Here is a 20,686-nt window from a genome sequence, read left to right as displayed (position 1 = left end):
ATTTTTACTCTGTTGTATGGCGTGAGTCATCGCTTGGGCATTGACCAATGGTTGAAATATCACCAGAATTTGACTCCTGTTCCAGTTTTACCTTAAAGCCCCATAGTCTGTAAAGGTGTTTTAATACCTCCTCATGGGAGTTGGCCAGTGGAATGGCGTTGTGAGGGATATATCGCAGGGTTAATGAGCGATCGCCACGCAAGTCTACATCGTAAACTTGTATGTTAGGTTCATGATTACTAAGGTTATATTGTGAAGAAAGTGCCTCTCTAACCGCTTTGTAGCCATTATCGTCATGAATAGCGCCTATTTCTAAATGTGGGTTGTTAGCATGGTCTACTATAGTGAACAATTTAAAGTCTCTGATCAGTTTTGGCGATAAAAATTGGCTAATAAAACTTTCATCTTTAAAGTTTTGCATTGCAAAGTGAAGAGTTTCAAGCCAGTCACTACCAGCATGTTCAGGAAACCAGCGTTTATCTTCTTCTGTCGGGTTTTCACAAATTCGGCGTATATCTACCATCATATTAAAACCCAGCGCATAGGGGTTAATACCTGAGTAATAATCGCTATTATAAGGGGGTTGATATACAACATTTGTATGGCTTTGTAAAAACTCTAACATAAATGAGTCGGTTAGTTTTCCCTCATCATATAAGTGGTTCAAAATAGTGTAGTGCCAAAAAGTGGCCCAACCTTCATTCATAACCTGTGTTTGTTTTTGCGGATAAAAGTACTGCGATATTTTTCGCACAATACGTACGATTTCTCGTTGCCATGGCTCAAGTAAAGGAGCATTTTTTTCAATAAAATACAGAATGTTTTCCTGTGGCTCTTGCGGAAAGTGGCGCTCACTTTTTTTTGATTCTTGTTGCTGAGAGGGAATGGTACGCCATAGTTCATTAACTTGTGATTGTAAGTACTCAGCCCGTTCTTGCTGGCGTTTTTGTTCTTCAAATAACGAAATACGCTGCGGACGTTTATACCTGTCAACACCATAACTCATTAATGCATGGCAAGAGTCGAGTATGCTTTCTACTTCAGAAATACCGTATTTCTCTTCACAGCGGCTAATATAGTTTTTAGCAAACAATAAATAGTCAATTATAGAACCGGCATCAGTCCATGTTTTAAATAAATAATTCCCCTTAAAAAAAGAGTTATGCCCGTAACACGCATGTGCCATAACCAATGCCTGCATCGGCAGCGTATTTTCTTCCATTAAATAAGCTATACATGGATTGGAGTTAATCACAATTTCATATGCAAGGCCCATTTGACCTCGTTTATAATTTTGTTCTGTTTGGATAAACTTTTTACCGTAAGACCAGTGAGTATAGCCAATAGGCATGCCTACACTGGAGTAAGCATCCATCATTTGCTCAGCAGTGATCACTTCAATTTGGTTAGGGTATGTGTCTAGTTTATAATGCTCAGCAACACGTGCAATTTCATCTTGATATTGCTGAAGTAACTCAAAGGTCCAATCGGGCCCATCACTGATTCGCTCGTTATTCATATTGCTACCTCGCTTTGGCTATGCAGCCCCTTGCTGTTGACGGCCTTTTTTAAATAGCTCCCTAAATATAGGGTAAATGTCTTCAACACCTTGAATATGTTGGATGGCAAAATTACTGTGAGTTTGGCTTATGCTTTGGTACTCGCGCCATAAACTTTGGTGGGCGCGGGTAGTAATTTCTATATAGGCAAAATATCGCACTGCGCTTAACAGTTTGTTACGTAAAATATGCCCACATTGCGGGGTATCATCTGCCCAGTTATCACCATCAGAGGCTTGTGCTGCGTATATATTCCATTCATCAGCATTATAGCGCTCTGCTATTATTTCATTCATCAGCTTAAGCGCACTTGAAACGATAGTACCGCCCGTTTCTTGGGAGTAAAAAAACTCTTGTTCATCAACTTCTTTAGCTTGAGTATGATGACGAATATACACAACCTCAATGTCTTTATAGCTGCGAGTTAAAAACTGATAAAGCAAAATATAAAAGCGTTTTGCCATGTCTTTGGTGGCTTGATCCATTGAACCGGATACATCCATAATACAAAACATTACTGCTTTGCTGGTTGGGTGTGGTTGTTTATTATAGTTACGAAAACGCAAATCGTAGTTATCAATAAAGGGTACCGATTTAATTTGCTGCTTTAGAATGTCGATTTCTTGTTGCAACAATGTCACAGCGGCTTTGTCGCAGTGTGGTTGTTCAAGCAGTAGTGCTAATTGCCCCTCAAGTTCACTAAGGCGGCGCTTTTTTCCTGCGGTCATTGCAATTCTACGAGCTAAAGAGCCTTGTAATGAACGCACTACGTCAATATTACTGGGCATACCGTCGCTGCAAAACCCAGCGCGATGGGTTTTCATTTGTACGAGCTTATCGAGCTGATTTTCTTGTAAATTAGGGAGTTCTAAATCTTCAAATAACAAATCAAGATATTCGTCTTTAGAAATTGAGAAAACAAAATCATCTTGGCCTTCACCAGAATCACTCGCTTCACCTTCGCCCGCGCCACCGCCTTGTCCACCTTTAGGTCGCTCAATTTTATCACCAGTAGAGAACTGATCGTTCCCTGGATGTATTTGCTCTCTATTACCGCCTCTACCTTGATGAAAAGTAGGTTCACTAATATCACGCTGTGGAATAGATATACTCTCCCCAGAGCTAGAGTCGGTGACGCTGCGTTTATTTATCGCATCAGACACCGCTTCTTTTATCTGCTTTTTATAACGCCTAATAAAACGCTGGCGGTTAACTGTGCTTTTGTTTTTGCCATTTAAACGCCTGTCGATAAAATGCGCCATAATGACCTCCTAAAAACTGCAATTATGAAGGTTATTGCGATTTTCTAACCCGTAAATACCACTCAGATAGCAAGCGCACTTGTTTTTGCGTGTAGCCTTTTTCAACCATACGGTTAACAAAGTCCTCATGCTTTTGCTGATCCTCAGCCGATGTTTTAGCATTGAATGAAATGACAGGGAGTAAGTCTTCGGTGTTTGAGAACATTTTTTTCTCAATAACAGTGCGTAGTTTCTCATAACTCGTCCATAGCGGATTCTTACCATTATTGTGAGCGCGAGCACGTAGTACAAAGTTAACAATTTCATTTCTGAAATCTTTAGGATTTGAAATACCTGCCGGTTTCTCAATTTTTTCGAGCTCAGCATTAAGCGCATCACGGTCAAACAATTGCCCTGTATCAGGGTCGCGATATTCTTGATCTTGAATCCAAAAATCAGCATAAATAACGTAGCGGTCAAAAATATTTTGTCCGTATTCCGAGTACGATTCTAGATAGGCGGTTTGTAGCTCTTTACCTATAAACTCAACATATTGTGGAATTAAATAGCCTTTTAAAAAACTTAAATAACGCTCTTCAACCTCGGCACTAAATTGTTCTCGTTCAATTTGTTGCTCAAGTACATAAAACAAATGTACTGGGTTGGCGGCCACTTCGGTGGTATCAAAGTTGAATACGCGAGATAAAATTTTAAACGCAAAACGAGTTGAAAGACCGTTCATGCCCTCATCGACACCAGCGTAATCACGATATTCTTGGTATGACTTAGCTTTTGGATCGGTATCTTTGAGTGTTTCACCATCGTAGACCCGCATTTTAGAGTAAATGCTAGAGTTTTCTGGCTCTTTTAAGCGCGAGAGAGTGGTAAATTGAGCTAAAATTTTAAGTGTTCCTGGCGCACATGGAGCATTATAAAGCTCACTGTGTTCAATCAGCTTATCGTAAATTTTAATCTCCTCGGTCACTCTTAAGCAATATGGGACTTTAACAATATAAACACGGTCTAAAAAAGCTTCGTTGTTTTTATTGTTTTTAAAGGTTTGCCATTCTGACTCGTTGGAGTGGGCGAGTATCATGCCGTTAAATGGCAGGGCGCTTATGCCTTCTGTGCCGTTATAGTTACCTTCTTGTGTGGCTGTTAAAAGCGGGTGTAGCACTTTTATCGGTGCTTTGAACATTTCCACAAACTCCATTAAGCCTTGGTTAGCTAAACATAATGCGCCTGAATAAGCGTACGCATCAGGATCATTTTGCGCAAAGTGTTCAAGCTGGCGGATATCTACTTTACCTACAAGAGCCGAAATATCTTGGTTGTTTTCATCGCCGGGCTCTGTTTTAGCAATCGCTACTTGATTTAAAATTGATGGGAAGCGTTTAACCACTCTAAATTGGCTAATATCACCATTAAATTCTTGTAAGCGTTTTGCGGCCCATGGAGACATCACTGTTTTAAGGTAGCGAGACTTGATTCCATATTCTTTTTCGAGCAGGTTTGCATCTTCAATGGGGTCAAATAATGCCAGCGGATGGTCATTAACTGGTGAGCCTTTAATGGAGTAGATAGGCACTTGTTGCATTAAATACTTTAATTTTTCGGCAATTGATGACTTACCACCACCCACAGGGCCGAGTAAATAAAGTACTTGTTTACACTCCTCTAAGCCTTGTGCTGCATGTTTTAGATAAGACACAATTTGTTCAATAGCGTCTTCCATGCCATAAAAGTCAGCAAATGCTGGATAACGTGCAACAACACGATTTGAAAATAAGCGACTTAAACGAGTATCGGTAGCAGTATCTACCATTTTAGGCTCGCCAATGGCCATCAGTAACCTTTCAGGTGCACTGGCATAAGCAGACTTATCGGTTTTACAAATTTCGAGGAATTCAGCAACACTGTACTCTTCTTCTTGTGTTGATTCATAACGTGCTTGGTAGTGATCAAAAATAGTCATAATGACCTCCGAAACCTACTTTGAAGATGTATTCACTATCTAAAGTCTAGTCACGAATTTCATTTTTTGTGCAATAAAATTAAAAATTTATATGAAAAATGATCAAGATGCGCTTTTATAAAACAACCTACGTATAAACGCAATTAATGCAAATTGTAGGCATAAAAAAAGACGCCTAAGCGTCTTTTTAAAACTAGTATTAAACTAATTATGCGAAGTTAGCGTTCGCGAATTCCCAGTTAACTAGTGACCAGAAACCTTTAAGGTAATCTGGACGCACGTTACGGTAATCAATGTAGTATGCGTGTTCCCATAAATCCACTGTTAGGATTGGAGTAACACCTGCATCTGTTAGTGGTGTAGCAGCGTTAGATGTATTAACGATGTCTAGTGAACCATCAGCCAGTTTAACTAACCAAGTCCAGCTTGAACCAAAGTTATTTACTGCTTTATCATTTAACGCGTCTTTAAATGCGTCAAATGAGCCCCATTTGGCGTTAATTGCATCAGCAATTGCACCTGTTGGAGCGCCACCGCCATTTGGAGATAGGCTGTTCCAGTAGAAAGTGTGGTTCCAGATTTGAGCAGCGTTATTAAATACACCGCCTTCTGAAGAACATACGATTTCTTCAAGTGACTTACCTTCAAACTCAGTGCCTGGGATTAAACCGTTAAGTTTAGTCACATAAGTGTTGTGGTGTTTACCATGGTGAAACTCTAGCGTTTCTTGTGAAATATGTGGCTCAAGTGCATCAATTGCATACGGTAGTGACGGTAGTTCAAATGCCATTTTTTATCTCCATCTTCTTTTGGTTGATAGTCTATTTAGTAATACGTAATGCCTGCGCAAACAGGGCACTTATCTATACCAAACAGGAATATAGTGTTACTATAATTGTTGAGTATTTTACTCAAGTTTTAGCAAACAGCAATGCTCTTGCTAAAGCTATTTAAGATTGAGGCTTTAATTGCCTATTTTAATCTATATATCTGAGGCCACAGTGAAACTTTTTCAAGGCCTAATGTGTTCGCTATCGTCATTTTGAGGTTGTAAATGGAAACCATCGATAAAATTAAACAGCAAATTGCTGAAAACCCAATCATCTTATACATGAAAGGATCACCAAAACTGCCTAATTGTGGTTTTTCTTCACAAGCATCACAAGCGTTAATGTCGTGTGGTGAACCGTTTGCTTATGTAGATATTTTACTTAATCCAGACATTCGTGCAGAGCTTCCTGCGTATGCTAACTGGCCTACTTTCCCACAACTTTGGGTTGAAGGTGAGTTAATTGGTGGCTGTGACATTATCATTGAAATGTTTCAACGTGGTGAATTACAACCACTGATCGCAGAAACAGCTGCAAAGCATAAACCTGCAGACGCTGAATAAGCGTTTAGGTAAAAAAAGCTGCAATTTGCAGCTTTTTTTATATCTATAAACAAGTTACTCTTTATTGTTTATACGATGAAAGTAAAGAATAAGTCGGCTGCTTTACTCGTTTTTTCGTAGCTTACAAAGCCGCAAACTTCAGAGCTCGATTTAATCGCCCCTAAATTGGGCAAGTTTTCATTCTTAAATAAGCAGTTCTCAGGGTAAACTTACAAAAACACTGATCCCGCCGATTTCACGATTATGCAGGCTAATTTGCCCATGATGGGCTTCAACAATTTCTCGACACAGTGCCAACCCTAATCCACTTCCAGCTGCCTTGGTAGAATAAAAAGGGATGAGAGCACTGGCCATAACCGTTTCACTCATGCCTTTTCCTTGATCGCTCACATTAATATGAGTGCCGAGGTTATCTTGTGTTATTTTTAAACTAATATGCTCTGCTAGCGACTCTGATTCATGTGCGTTTTTCAACAGGTTAATGAGCAATTGTTCTATTTGGGTTTGGTCGGCTCGTGTGATGATATCTTTTTGAAGGTCGAAATTAAATTGCCATTGGCTTTGTAATTGATCGAGTAATGAATGCCAATCAACCGTTGTTATTTTAGGTGGTGGTAGTTTAGCAAACTTTCCATAGCCTTGAACGAACTCGTTTAAATGCTTTATTCGCTCTTCAATGGTAGTGAAAACGCGTTGTAAACGAGGTTCATCCACTTTTTGCGTTAACAGCTGTGCACTATGTAACATGGATGACATAGGACCTAGTGAGTTATTGAGTTCATGGCTAATGATCCTAATAACCTTTTTCCAAACTTCAACTTCTTGGCGGCTCAATTCGCGGGTCAATTGTTTAAATACAAACAACCTGTGGTGTTGGTTGTTAAGCAATAAGCGACCCATTGAAAGGTGCCATGTTTGCGGTTCTTGTTCTGCTTTATCGAGAATAAATAAACCATCTACGCCTTTATTAACGGCATTAATTATTTGCTGTGGGGCTTTAGACAATAATGGTGAGATTTTCTCGCCTTCAAGGGCTGTACTTGCATTAAAAAAATCTCTCGCACTATGGTTACTATAAACAATAAAATCATTGTCATTTACCAATAATACAGCTTGAGGAGCGTTTTGTAATACCTTATCAAGCATCAACTCTCGTTGGTAAACCCATTGCTTTTCTTGTCTTAATTGCTTTGCAGTTTGATTGTAAAGCTGACACAAATGACCTAATTCATCATTATGGTTATAGGCCAGTAAAGTCGATAGTTCCCCATCTTTAAAATTTAATAAGCCAGTTTCTAATGAAGTAATACCTTGGACCAGTTTACCGCTGAGTCGATGAGCCAATAAGCTACTTAGAGTGGCTGTGAAAATAACACTTACTGTTGTTTTTATAGCGTCAACACCCAGCAGCCAACAACAGATAAAAACAGGGATCACAGAGGAAAATACACATACTAAAATCACTTTAGAAGTTAAAGAGAAGCGGTATCTTGATTTTTTCATCAGTAGGCAATCTCAAACTTATCAAGACGACGGTAGAGTGCTTGTCGGCTGAGTCCAAACTCACGTGCTACTTTGGCAATCACCCCTTTATGTAAACGCATGGCATCCTCAATTTGTTGTTTGTTAGGCTCTACTTTTTGAGTGTGTGTTTGAGGCGTAATAGGAGTTAAACCAAAGTCGTCGATGCTTATCTCACCGCTGGGTTTGAGCACACTGACACGTTTACATGCATTTTCAAGTTCACGAACATTACCGGGCCATGAATGGGCTAAAAGTAGGTTTTCGCATTGTAAGTCCAGCTCACGTTCTACTAAAAAATGATGAATAAGAGGAAGTATGTCATCCGGTCGCTGATTAAGACTTGGCAGGTTAAGTTCAATTACATTTAAGCGGTAGTATAAGTCTTCTCTAAACAGCCCTTTGCTGATTGCATCTGTTAGGTTTTCATTGGTCGCTGATATTACACGGACATTAACTTTTCGGGTCTGGGTTGAACCTAAGCGCTCGAATTCTCCCGTTTGTAAAATCCGTAGGAGCTTCATTTGTCCTGATAAAGGGAGATTACCTATTTCATCTAAAAATAATGTGCCACCATCAGCCGCTTCAAATCGACCAATCCTTTGTTTTGTGATCCCTGTAAAAGCACCTGCTTCTGCACCAAATAATTCTGCTTCTATTAGTTGATGGGGAAGGGCACCTGCATTGACCGTAATAAACGCAGCATTTTGGCGAGGTGAGTTTGCTTGAATAATTTGTGCTATGCGCTCTTTACCACTGCCATTTGGGCCTGTTATTAATACAGAGACATCAGATTTGGCGACTTGTAATGCCATTTTAACTAATTGCTCCATGGCCGTACTGCGATAAATTAAACCTACTAAATTAGCATTTTCTATAGATGCATCCCGCTCTTGCTGGTGGCGCAATAAGGTTTGATTTTGTTTTTTGGTCTTTCCTAGTTCAATTAGGTTATTAACACAGGTAAGAAGTTTGGCATCATCCCATGGTTTTGGTAAATAATCAGCCGCACCGGCTTTGACAAGTTCAACGGCTGTTTCAAGCTCGGTCCATGCAGTGATCAGAATAATGGGCAGATAGGGATTTAGCTCTCTGAGTTGATAAAAGAGTAACTTTCCCTCTTCTCCTGAAGTTGTGTCGTTACTAAAGTTCATATCTTGAAGTACAAGTGCAATACGCTGGTATTGCACAATTTGAATAGCTTCAAATGGGCTATTTGCAGTAACCACTTTATAGTCGTGAATCTCTAGCAATAATGACAAAGCATCTAAAATTGCAGGATTATCATCAACGATAAGTATTTTTTCCATGTTAATTTAATCGCTGTTTATTATTATTTAAATATTGAAAATGCTACACCGCGTTTAGCCAGTGTAGCATAGGTTGGGAGCTGTGCTATATGGTTCGGGTTGCTATACTCGGCGAAATATTTGCCGCGCGTTTAGCTGGGCCAAATACAGCCAAAAGACTCATTGTAAACACCATGACTGCCGTGACAGCAATATAACTTGATGGTAATGCCGCTATTGAAAAATGTTGCATTAATAACTGACCGAGTAAAAGTGCTGAAATAGCACCTAAAAATAAGCCAGCAATGCAAATCAGCGCATTTTCAACTAAAAAATAATTAACAATTGCAGATTTACGAGCGCCTAAAGCACGACGGGTTCCAATTTGCTTGGTACGTTTGTTTATATTAAATAGCGTCAAACCAAAAATGCCCAGTGCGGTTACTAATACCAGTATGGTTATGAGGACAATTAACATACGCATCATAAGTTTATCTGCAGCCATATATTGATCTTTAAGTTCATCAAGACCTTTAATATTGTTGATCACCCGCTTGCTATAATTATTTAGCATCGCATTTTCGATTTGTTTCATTACAGCTGCGCGTTGTCCTGGCTTTGTTCTTACAGCAAATTGTGCGTAAGTTTTGCCTTGAATATACGGAATCAGCGCGACATTATTGGGGTGACTATCTTTTAGCCAAGGGCCTTTCATTGGCGCTGTGATCCCAATAATTTGTAGGGGTAAGTCACCAAAATAAATGGTTTTTCCTAGGCCATCTCCCTTAGGGAAAAGCTCATTGGCTAACGCCCCGGTAACGACTGTGACATTGGTTGTTCTATCTGTTGGTGAATTTGTAATGAGTACTTCAGCCTCAGTAAAATTACGCCCAGCAATTAATTTTACGCCATATGTGTCTAGGCCGTGCTCATCAATAAAAAAGTAAGCAGTGCGCACATTTTTGCTTTCTTGTGGTGCAGGTTTTAAATTAAAGCCGGAAGCGCTGCCACTACCAGATAACGGAATACTGCTACTTTGCGCTGCACTCTCAACCCCTGGTAGGGCTCTTAACATGGCTTCATCTAGTTCAAACTGCTGGCTAGCATCAACGTCTTTCCCAAAGGTCATCACATTGAACTTAAACAAGTCTTGCTCTGGATAGCCGGTTTCTTGGTTTAAAAAAGCGATTCTATCTTGAATGATAAACGCCGCATTGCTGACAATGGCTGTCGTAATTGCAATTTGAATTAAAAGTAATATTGCGCCTACCTTTGAGCGGCAAAGGGCATGAAATATTGGTTTTATTTCTAACATGATTAGCTCCTTATTGGCTCTTTAAGTAAATGGCAGGGTTGGTTTTACACACTAGCCAAGCAGGGTAAAGCCCAGCAATAATGCAAGTAGTTATTGCGATAACTGGGGCACTTAATAACATGGCTAAATCCATCGTGGCTATGTTTTTGTAATATTCGTAACTTTGCCTTACCCCGAGAAGGCCAATTTGTGCAAGTACAATACCGAGCAACCCGCCGATAAAACCAAGCATGGCTACTTCTACTAAATGCTGTAGAAAGACTTGTCGCTTACTTGCCCCGAGTGCTCGACGCACGCCGACTTCTGGAGCACGGCGTAAAAACTTTGCTAGTAATAATCCTAAAATATTAGCTAAACACACCGCTAAAAACATAAAGCTTAAACTAACCAGTATTTTGTTATCTTCACTAACGACATTGTTGTATTCCATCCATTGGTTTACATCACGTAGGCTATATTCAGGTTTCTCTCGCGTGAAGCGGCCACGTTTTTTTTGCTCTTCAATGTAAGAGGTGAGGTAATCACCGTAAGCGGTTTTTTGCTCTGGTGTATCAAGCTGAGCCCAAAATTGGATCCACACTATTTCCGATTGCAATCTATCGGCATAGGTATTTATATTTTCATGTTTCCAGCCATTGCTATTGCCCCAGCTGGTGAGCTCTTTTGCTTTAATTAAACTAAAGGGTAAAAATAGGTCTGCTATTTTATCAAAAGCGCCGTTATTTAAATCGTAATATTTAAGGTTGAGGGGCCAGTCATCAATAACACCGACAATTTGGTAGCTATCGTCATCCAAATAGACTAGTTTTCCGATGGAGTTTTCACCCGCAAACAACTTATCGTTCAGCTCTTTTGAAATCACCAAAACAGGGGCTGCAGATTGCTCTTGTTGTACACTCCACACACCGCCATAAATAAATGGCACATCAAACATGCTAAAAAAATCGGGTGTGGTCATGCGTGCTTCACCAGTAAACGGCTTAACTTTATCTGAGTCTAAATACACCGAGAAGCCAGTGCGCATCATGGCTACTTTTTTATCTGGGATTGGAGCATTGTGCAAACTAACTGCATCTTGATAGGTCAGTTGCATAGGAATATCGTCACCCGTCCACCAAGTATGGCCTTCATCCATGGTTTGCAGCTGTACATTAAACAATTGGCTGCTCTTATGTGGGATAGGGTCTGCCGACATCATGTGATAAACGCTTAAACTCGTCATAGTGATGCCAATACCAATGGCAATCGCCAGTACCATTAAAAAGCTTACTAAAGGTGTGCGCTTGAAGCTACGCCAACTTAAGTCGAGGTAATGTAGTAGCATGACTTAGGCTCCAGCAACATTTTTAAGGTTTTGTGCACCTTGGTATAGGGTGAAATCGGCAAGTTGACCGTCGACAACTTGAATGTTTCGAGGGGCACGCCGAGCAAGTTCTGCATCATGGGTGACCATGACAATGGTTGCGCCATCGCGATTGATTTGTTCAAGCAGCTCCATTACTTGACGAGCCATAAGGCTGTCGAGATTACCGGTTGGTTCATCGGCAAGTAAAAATCGTGGCTCGCCAGCAAGCGCGCGTGCTATGGCTACTCGTTGTTGCTGTCCGCCAGAGAGTTGCTGTGGCAAATGTTTTGCCCGAGAGGCAAGACCAACTTGTTCTAAACATTTTTCAATGCGACGTTTACGCTCTGCGGCTTTAATACCTCTATAACGTAGCGGTACTTCAATATTTTCATATAAGTTTAAGTCAGGTATTAAATTGAACCCTTGGAAGATAAAGCCTATTTTTTGATTTCGACAATCTGCGCGCTGGTTATCGTTTAACTTACCTACATCAATTCCATCAAGTAAATATTCACCTGCAGAGAAGGGTTCTAACATTCCAGCTATATTTAAAAAGGTCGTTTTTCCTGATCCGCTAGGGCCTGTAACAGCAATAAATTCGCCTTCATCAACGTGTAGATTAAAATCACGTAATGCATGGGTTTGAACCATTTCTGTTTGATATACTTTACTTATATTATTCATCTTTAACATGCTTTTTCCTTTTGTTCTTTGGTTCTACGCGATTGTTAGCGAAGTAATAATGTGTGTGTGTGTTTGAAACTGTTATAGCTTGAGATAATCAATTCATCGCCAGCTTGAACCCCTGAGATTAACTCAACCGCATTAATGCTGGTTGCACCAATTGAAATATCAATGAGCTGAGCTGTATCACCGGTAATTTTATAAACCTGTGTACCGCCTTGTTGTAAAAATGCCCCACGCTTAACTTGTAAAACATCGTCACGATTTTCTAATAAAATACGTGCTGTTAATCGTTGGTTTTGTCTGATACCCGTCATGTCTTTGTCAAAACGTACACGCGTTGTGACTTCTCTATTATTTACTTCTGGTGAAATGGCAGAGAGGGCGCCCATCACTTTGCTAGCGCCCATTGTTATCTCTACGTCCATACCTAAACCAAGCTCATTTGCATAACTTTCAGGGACTTGTAGCTCTGCTTCAAAATTACTCAAATCAACTAAAGTCATTAATGGTTGGCTTTGTGTTACCGCTTCTCTTTGTTGAACTAGTAAGTTACCTACAATCCCTGACACAGTGGCTTTAATTGTTAAGTTATTAACTTTACGAAGTAGATCATCGACAATCAGTTGTTGACGAGTGACATCTCGTTTAGCGGCCTGTAGTTCAAAAGCAAGTGTATCTTTGGACAATTCAACTTCTTGCTCTGCATGTTTATAAGAGAGTTTTGCACGGGCAAGCTCATCAATGGCTTTTTCGTGATCAATTTGACTGATCACATTTTTTTGCATTGATAAGGCCGCTCTGCGATTCTCTCTATCGGCAGCGTTTAACTCTACTTGTGCTAGATCAAGTGATTTATTTAAGCTTAATGATTGGCGGCGTGCCTCAAGGTGTTTACGTTGTAGCTCGCCCTCAAGACGAGCTAAAACAGACTGTTGCTGCTTTAATTCGTTTGTGAGCTCAGGACTATCAACCATGGCTATTACATCATGCAGTTTTACTGAGTCACCAGCATTAACCTTCAATGAAACAAAGCCTCGTTCAGGGCTGTAAACTTTTGGTGCTCTGGCGGCGACAATTTTACCGCTGGCTGCAACATCGCGTATTAGCGATTGGCGCACCACCGTGGCTATTTGTAGGCTTACTCTATCAACCGAGATAGTACCTTCTTGATCAGCATTTAATAGTGCATATACACATAGAGCAACTAGGCCCACAATAAATATAAACAGCCTGATGTATTTTTTAAAATTTATAGGTCGTGAGATTTGCGTGTCTTGCCCGCTAGTGTCTTTAATCATTATTCATTCTCTTAGTGTTTTTCAAACACAGTAATCATTAGCGAGGCAATAAACAGAATAATTGGTGAAATTAAAAATAAGCCAATAGTAAACATTCGAACATCCTCAAAATTTATATAGTTATGCTGTATTCGAATAGCATGCCATTTTTTATCTTATTGAATTTATTCGGTTTTTAACTTTACCCTTTTTGTTTTACATGTCCGCGGACATAAAAAGTGTCCGCTGCGGGCACTTTTTTGATTTGTCTATTGGATGAGGTTACCTCAAGGTAAAGCAAAGCAAGTTGTTAATTAATGCATAACATGAGGGGAGCGTTTAAATCTATTGAATAAACTATGCGCTAATAGAAGCCGCTGTAATTAAATGTCGTGTTCAGATGAATTACTAATACAGCACAAAAGAGGAAATAGCCCCTAATGAATAGTTATTCATTTTTGGCTCGCCTTACGTTTACGTAAACTGCTAGTCGCATATGCTTTTTGTTTACAAGTTTTTAAAAATAACACCGGTTTCAATCTATTTTTCGATCCGATATCTATGCAAATGTTAATGGGTGGCATTATTTTATGATTTTTAATTAAGTTGAAATATATTCAATATAATGAATATGTATTCATAAAAATATTGACTCAAGGGTGGAATAACGCTAATTTTGTTCGTCTGTTAGCAAATCGTCGAGCCGTTCATCCACGTTAACAGCGCAGCAAGGGGAGGGGTCCATGTTATATGACTCAAAACTAGAAAAAGATAATTGTGGCTTTGGCTTAATAGCCCAAGTTAATAACCAAGCGAGTCACCGACTCATTCGTACGGCGATCACCGGTTTAGATCGCATGCAGCACCGCGGTGGTATTTCTGCTGATGGTAAAACGGGTGATGGTTGTGGCTTGTTATTACAAAAACCAGACAGCTTCTTTCGGGCTATTGCTGCCGAGAATAATTGGCATTTAGGTAAAAATTACGCCGTTGGGATGATCTTCCTCAATGCTGATCCGGTACTAGCACAAGCAGCCAAAGATGTTTTAAGCGAAGAACTAGAAAAAGAAACGCTAAATATTTTGGGCTGGCGTGTGGTTCCAACTGATCCATCAATGTTAGGACCTATTGCTCTAAAACAATTGCCAGGTTTTGAACAAATTTTTATTAGTGCGCCAGAAGGTTGGCGTTCTAAAGATTTAGAACGCCGCTTGTATGTTGCACGTCGTCGTGCAGAAAAGCGTCTAATGGACGATGAATCATTTTATATTGCGAGCTTATCTGGGCTAGTCACAATATATAAAGGCTTAATGATGCCTGCTGACTTGCCTAATTTTTATCTTGATCTTGCGGATATTCGCATGACTAGTGCTATTTGTGTTTTTCATCAACGCTTCTCTACAAACACACAGCCTCGCTGGCCTTTAGCGCAACCATTTCGTTATTTAGCGCACAATGGTGAAATTAATACTATTGAAGGTAACCGCCAATGGGCACGTGCCCGTTCTTATAAATTTGCTTCGCCACTTATTCCTGATTTACAAAGCGCAGCGCCTTTTGTTAATGAGACAGGGTCTGACTCATCTAGCCTCGATAATATGTTGGAGCTATTTTTAGCTGGTGGTATGGATTTATTCCGTGCGATGCGCATGCTAGTGCCGCCAGCATGGCAAAAAAATCGAGCTATGGATGACGACTTACGTGCGTTCTATGATTTTAACTCTATGCATATGGAACCGTGGGATGGCCCTGCAGGCATCGTTATGTCTGATGGGCGCTTTGCAGCCTGTAACCTAGACCGTAATGGTCTGCGCCCTGCGCGTTATATTATTACTCAAGATGGCTTTATTACTTTAGCTTCTGAGGTGGGGATTTGGGATTACACCGCTGATGAGGTGGTAGAAAAAGGACGTGTTGGCCCAGGCGAGCTACTCGTTATTGATACCAAACTCGGAAAAATTTGGCATTCAGATGAAATTGACCAAGATTTAAAATCACGCCACCCTTATAAATCGTGGTTAGAAGAAAACGTTAAGCGCTTAACACCTTTTGAAGCACTGACTGAGCAAGATGCAGGTAATCGCTCATTCGATGATGCAACTCTAGCCAAATACCAAAAGATGTTTGGCTATACTAATGAAGAGCTAGACAGTGTTATTCGTGTTATGGGTGAAAATGGTCAAGAAGCTACCGGTTCAATGGGTGACGATACGCCGTTTGCCGTCCTAAGCGAAGGGCATCGTTCACTTTACGATTATTTCCGCCAGAAGTTTGCCCAAGTGACTAATCCGCCAATTGATCCGTTACGTGAAAACCATGTAATGTCGTTGGCAACGTGTATTGGCAGTGAACAAAACGTATTTAATGAAACGACAGGGCATGCTAAACGCCTGCAATTTGATACACCTATTTTAATGTATGCTGACATGCAGCAGCTACTCAATGCCGATGAAGCACACTACAGTTACTGTAAAATTGACATTACTTACACCGTAGAAGAAGGACTTGAAAACGCCGTTAAGCGTGTTTGTGATGAAGCGCAAGAAAAAGCAGCATCAGGCTGCATTATGCTGGTATTAACGGATCGTAACTTTGATGACAATCAATTACCTATTCCTGCTGCTATGGCGGTGGGTGCGGTACAAAAACGCTTGGTAGATAATAACTTACGCTGTGAGTCTAACATCATTATTGAAACCGGCAGCGTTCGTGACGCGCATCAATTTGCGGTTCTACTTGGCTTTGGTGCAACCGCAATCTACCCGTATTTAGCGTATGAGTCACTTGTGGCCATGAGCGATAGCAAGGTAATTAATAAGTCATACTGCGAAGTGACACTGGCTTATCGTCAAGCAATCAATAAAGGCTTGTACAAAATCATGTCGAAAATGGGTATTAGCACCGTGGCTTCATATCGTTGTTCGATGTTGTTTGAAGCGGTTGGTCTATCTGACGCGATTGTTGAGATGTGTTTTAAGGGCGTTGCAAGTCGCATAAAAGGGGCGTGTTTTAGCGACTTCGATGACGATCAGCAAAGCTTGCATAAACTGGCGCTTAGTAAACGTAAATTATTAAGCCATGGCGGTTTATTCAAATACGTTCACGGCGGCGAGTATCATGCTTACAACCCTGATGTGATTCAAACGTTACAAAAAGCAGTACGAAGCGGTCAGTACAGTGATTACAGCGAATACGCAAAGCTAGTTAATCACCGTCCAGTCGCGACTTTGCGCGATATGTTGGCTTTAAAACTGCCAGAAAAGGGTATAAGCATTGATGAGGTAGAGCCTGCCGCTGAGCTTTATAAACGTTTTGATTCTGCAGCGATGAGTATTGGTGCATTATCACCAGAGGCGCATGAAGCACTAGCCATTGCTATGAACCGTTTAGGTGGTTGCTCAAATTCTGGCGAAGGTGGCGAAGATAAACTTCGTTACGGTACAGAAAAAAATTCACGGATTAAACAAGTGGCCTCAGGTCGATTTGGTGTAACACCTCATTATTTACGCAGTGCGGATGTCATTCAAATAAAAGTGGCTCAAGGCGCTAAGCCGGGCGAAGGCGGGCAGTTACCAGGTGAAAAAGTAACGCCCTATATTGCCAAGCTTCGTTACTCGGTACCAGGCGTGACACTAATTTCACCGCCACCGCATCATGATATTTACTCTATTGAAGATTTAGCCCAGCTTATTTTTGATTTAAAGCAAGTAAACCCGAATGCACTGATTTCAGTAAAACTGGTATCTGAACCGGGCGTAGGAACAATTGCAACCGGTGTTGCAAAAGCGTATGCCGATCTAATTACTATCTCAGGCTACGATGGTGGCACAGGTGCAAGTCCCTTAACCTCGGTTAAATATGCTGGCAGCCCATGGGAGCTTGGCCTTGCAGAAACGCAACAAGCACTTGTCGAAAATGGCCTTCGTCATCGTATTCGCCTGCAAACAGATGGGGGGTTAAAAACCGGGCTTGATATCATCAAAGCAGCCATTTTAGGCGCTGAAAGTTTTGGCTTTGGTACCGGACCCATGGTGGCGTTAGGCTGTAAATACTTACGAATTTGTCACTTAAATAACTGTGCTACTGGTGTGGCAACCCAAGACGATACACTGCGCCAAAAGCATTATCACGGCTTACCAGAAATGGCGATGAACTACTTTAAGTTTATAGCTCAAGAAGCGCGTGAAATTATGGCAAGTTTAGGTGTTGCAAACCTAACCGATTTGATTGGTCGCTTAGATTTACTCGAAGCCATTGAAGGCAAAACAGCCAAACAGCAAAAAATAGATTTATCAGCGGTTATCGCTCAGCCGAACAACCCAACGGGTGAAACACTGTTTTGCAGTGCACCAAATAGCTCGCACTATTTAGGTGAATTAAATGAGAGCTTGCTAGGCAAGGCAAAAGAGGCAATTGATAATTCAAGCGGCATTTCATTAGTGAGTCGTATATGTAATACCGATAGATCGGTTGGCGCAATGCTTTCTGGTTATATTGCTGATAAGCACGGTAATCAAGGTATGGCAGCAGATCCAGTGGTGATTGAACTTCATGGTACAGCGGGCCAGTCATTCGGGGTATGGAATGCTGGCGGCCTTGAAATGACTCTAGTTGGTGATGCTAACGATTACGTTGGTAAAGGGATGGCGGGCGGTAAGCTAGTCGTTCGCCCACCACTGGGGTCGTCATTTGAAAGTCACAAAGCAACCATCGTAGGTAATACCTGTTTATATGGTGCCACTGGCGGTAAATTGTTTGCAGCCGGATGTGCTGGTGAGCGTTTTGCTGTGCGTAATTCGGGTGTGCAAGCTGTTGTTGAAGGTGTTGGTGATAATGGTTGTGAATATATGACCGGTGGCGTGGTATGTGTACTTGGTAATGTAGGAGTTAACTTTGGTGCAGGTATGACCGGTGGTTTTGCTTATATTTTAGATGAACGAGGTGATTTTGAGAAACGCATTAACCCAGAGTTGGTTGAAGTGGTTACTTTAGATGATTTGAGTTCACATCAAGAGCATTTACGCGGCTTAATTGCTGACCATTTAGAGCTAACAGGCTCATGCAGAGCAGAAACTATTTTAGCTAACTTTGAACTTTATTTACCGATGTTCAAATTAGTAAAACCTAAATCAAGTGACGTAAAAAGTTTACTCGGGCATCGCGCTCGCAGTAGCGCCGAACTACGTGTTCAAGCGCAATAAGGGGGCAGTATGAGCGAAAATGTATATCAATTTATAGACGTGCAGCGTGTAGACCCACGCAAGAAACCAATCTCGTCGCGTAAAAAATCGTTCGTAGAAATTTATGAACCCTTTTCAGAAAACCAAGTTAATTCACAGGCAGATCGCTGCCTTGATTGCGGTAACCCTTATTGTGAGTGGAAATGTCCAGTACATAACTATATTCCACAATGGTTAAAACTGATCCGTACAGGGCGCATTTTAGAGGCCGCTGAGCTTTCGCACCGTACTAACAGTTTGCCAGAGGTGTGTGGAAGAGTATGCCCACAAGACCGCTTATGCGAAGGCTCATGTACATTAGATGAAGAATTTGGAGCGGTAACAATCGGTAATATTGAAAAATACATCACCGATACCGCGTTCAAAATGGGCTGGAAGCCAGACATGTCTTATGTGACATGGACTGATAAAAAAGTGGCTATTATTGGTGCTGGGCCAGCAGGGTTAGGCTGTGCTGATATTCTAGTACGTAATGGCGTAAAGCCTGTGGTATTTGACCGTCACCCTGAAATTGGTGGGCTGTTAACCTTTGGTATTCCTTCTTTTAAATTAGAAAAAGAAGTCATGCAAAAACGTCGCGAAATATTTACCGAAATGGGTGTTGAATTTAAACTTAATGTCGAAGTAGGTAAAGACATTAGCATGGATGAAATTCTTAATGAGTATGACGCTGTATTTTTGGGAGTGGGGACTTATCAAAGTATGCGTGCAGGGCTTGAGAACGAAGATGCACCGGGGGTGCATGATGCCCTGCCATTCTTAATTGGTAACACTAATCGTGTTATGGGTTACGATGAGTCTAAACAAGCTTGCATTGATATGGCAAACCAAAAAGTAGTGGTACTAGGTGGTGGTGATACAGCAATGGACTGTGTGCGTACCTCCATTCGCCATAACGCGTTAAAAGTAACGTGTGCTTATCGTCGTGATGAAGAGAACATGCCTGGTTCAAAACGCGAAGTAAAGAATGCCAAAGAAGAGGGCGTAATTTTTACTTATAACGTTCAGCCTAAAGGTATTGTCCTTGATGATAAAGGCGCAGTTGCAGGCGTTAAAATGGTAAAAACTCAGCTTGGTGAGGCAGATGAAAATGGCCGTCGTCGTGCTGAAGAAGTCCCCGGATCAGAGCACATTATTGAAGCTACACAAGTGATTATGGCATTTGGCTTTAAGCCTCATAAAATGGACTGGTTGGAACAGTACGATGTAGAAATTAACCACTGGGGCGGTATTAATGCACCTGAGCAAGGTGAATTTACACATCAAACCACTAATCCTAAAATATTTGCTGGAGGCGATATTGTTCGTGGCTCAGACTTAGTGGTTACTGCTATATTTGAGGGGCGTAATGCTGCAGAAGGCATTATGGATTATTTAAAAGTTTAAATAATTCTTTTGTTAGAATGGAGTCAAAAGCAAACCTTCGGGTTTGCTTTTTTATTCCCTCAGTTTTACAAATAAAAATGCCCACAATACACAGGTTGCAGGCATTTTTAAACGCTATGTTAGTTAATCCATCGAGAAGTGATCAAGGCTCGGTTTCACTCTGGCTTGTCGACGTTTCACACTTTTATAGCAGATAACGTTACAAACAAGCTGTAGGCCAATAACCAACAAACTAAGTGTTATTAAGCCACTAATAGCTGTGCTGCTAAAAACTAACATAACAGCAATAACAATATGTACAATTAATGCCACATTTAAAAAACGATATAATCCTTGTTTAAATTGTGTGTGTTTAAACTTGCTAAACATTGCTAAAAGTACACTAACTATCAATAGTAGCCAGTTAATTGCTAAGCCAAAATAAATGACCGTTGTTTGCATCAAGGTATCCTCACCGT

General features: G+C 40.8%; 14 protein-coding genes. 3 read left to right on the top strand and 11 right to left on the bottom strand.

The genetic code is table 11. The features are described 5' to 3' along the window. Positions 1–4 precede the first annotated feature (4 nt). The 4 genes from MTF66_RS26785 to MTF66_RS26770 form a co-directional block, all read right to left on the bottom strand. Positions 5–1,519, bottom strand: coding sequence for a SpoVR family protein (locus MTF66_RS26785; RefSeq protein WP_138621288.1), 1,515 nt, complete (start codon positions 1,517–1,519; stop codon positions 5–7). 18 nt (positions 1,520–1,537) lie between these two features. Further along, positions 1,538–2,821, bottom strand: a complete 1,284-nt coding sequence (locus MTF66_RS26780; RefSeq protein WP_010388601.1) for a YeaH/YhbH family protein — start codon at positions 2,819–2,821, stop codon at positions 1,538–1,540. A 31-nt stretch (positions 2,822–2,852) separates the two neighbouring features. After that, positions 2,853–4,775 carry a PrkA family serine protein kinase gene (locus MTF66_RS26775; RefSeq protein WP_010388602.1) on the bottom strand — a complete coding sequence of 641 codons (1,923 nt, stop codon included), beginning with the start codon at positions 4,773–4,775 and terminating at the stop codon, positions 2,853–2,855. A gap of 208 nt (positions 4,776–4,983) precedes the next feature. Then, positions 4,984–5,565 (bottom strand): superoxide dismutase, encoded by a 582-nt coding sequence (locus MTF66_RS26770; RefSeq protein ID WP_010388603.1) that lies wholly within the window; start codon positions 5,563–5,565, stop codon positions 4,984–4,986. Positions 5,566–5,829: 264 nt separating this feature from the next. Between MTF66_RS26770 and MTF66_RS26765 the strand changes: the two genes are divergently transcribed. Next, complete coding sequence (locus MTF66_RS26765; RefSeq protein ID WP_024602947.1) at positions 5,830–6,168, top strand: Grx4 family monothiol glutaredoxin; 339 nt, start codon at positions 5,830–5,832, stop codon at positions 6,166–6,168. Positions 6,169–6,366: 198 nt separating this feature from the next. Here the strand turns inward: MTF66_RS26765 and MTF66_RS26760 are convergent, their stop codons facing one another. From MTF66_RS26760 to MTF66_RS26735, 6 genes are all read right to left on the bottom strand, one after another. Next, positions 6,367–7,671: a PAS domain-containing sensor histidine kinase gene (locus tag MTF66_RS26760; protein ID WP_109874498.1), complete on the bottom strand. Its 1,305-nt coding sequence runs from the start codon at positions 7,669–7,671 to the stop codon at positions 6,367–6,369. Next, positions 7,671–8,999 carry a sigma-54 dependent transcriptional regulator gene (locus MTF66_RS26755; RefSeq protein ID WP_138621286.1) on the bottom strand — a complete coding sequence of 443 codons (1,329 nt, stop codon included), beginning with the start codon at positions 8,997–8,999 and terminating at the stop codon, positions 7,671–7,673. Before MTF66_RS26755 ends, MTF66_RS26760 begins: the two co-directional genes overlap by 1 nt. A gap of 85 nt (positions 9,000–9,084) precedes the next feature. Beyond that, positions 9,085–10,293 (bottom strand): ABC transporter permease, encoded by a 1,209-nt coding sequence (locus MTF66_RS26750; RefSeq protein ID WP_138621284.1) that lies wholly within the window; start codon positions 10,291–10,293, stop codon positions 9,085–9,087. Positions 10,294–10,303: 10 nt separating this feature from the next. Continuing rightward, positions 10,304–11,617 (bottom strand): ABC transporter permease, encoded by a 1,314-nt coding sequence (locus MTF66_RS26745; RefSeq protein ID WP_138621282.1) that lies wholly within the window; start codon positions 11,615–11,617, stop codon positions 10,304–10,306. A gap of 3 nt (positions 11,618–11,620) precedes the next feature. Continuing rightward, the gene (locus MTF66_RS26740) at positions 11,621–12,331 is read right to left on the bottom strand and encodes an ABC transporter ATP-binding protein (protein WP_013465175.1); all 711 of its coding nucleotides are present in this window, start codon (positions 12,329–12,331) and stop codon (positions 11,621–11,623) included. A gap of 35 nt (positions 12,332–12,366) precedes the next feature. Then, complete coding sequence (locus MTF66_RS26735; RefSeq protein WP_138621280.1) at positions 12,367–13,623, bottom strand: efflux RND transporter periplasmic adaptor subunit; 1,257 nt, start codon at positions 13,621–13,623, stop codon at positions 12,367–12,369. Between the two features lie 722 nt (positions 13,624–14,345). Here MTF66_RS26735 and gltB point away from each other — a divergent pair. Both gltB and MTF66_RS26725 read left to right on the top strand, forming a co-directional pair. Further along, positions 14,346–18,803, top strand: a complete 4,458-nt coding sequence (gltB, locus tag MTF66_RS26730; protein ID WP_138621278.1) for a glutamate synthase large subunit — start codon at positions 14,346–14,348, stop codon at positions 18,801–18,803. A gap of 9 nt (positions 18,804–18,812) precedes the next feature. Further along, on the top strand, positions 18,813–20,228 hold the full coding sequence (locus MTF66_RS26725) for an FAD-dependent oxidoreductase (RefSeq protein WP_013465171.1): 1,416 nt from the start codon (positions 18,813–18,815) through the stop codon (positions 20,226–20,228). A gap of 123 nt (positions 20,229–20,351) precedes the next feature. On the opposite strand, the gene MTF66_RS26720 is transcribed toward MTF66_RS26725, so the two are convergent. Further along, positions 20,352–20,669, bottom strand: a complete 318-nt coding sequence (locus tag MTF66_RS26720; RefSeq protein WP_138571373.1) for a hypothetical protein — start codon at positions 20,667–20,669, stop codon at positions 20,352–20,354. Positions 20,670–20,686 lie beyond the last annotated feature (17 nt).

This window comes from Pseudoalteromonas sp. 2CM39R (genome assembly GCF_023161845.1).
The sequence above is the reverse complement of the archived record's forward strand: the minus strand, read 5'-3'. Positions and strand labels throughout refer to the sequence as shown.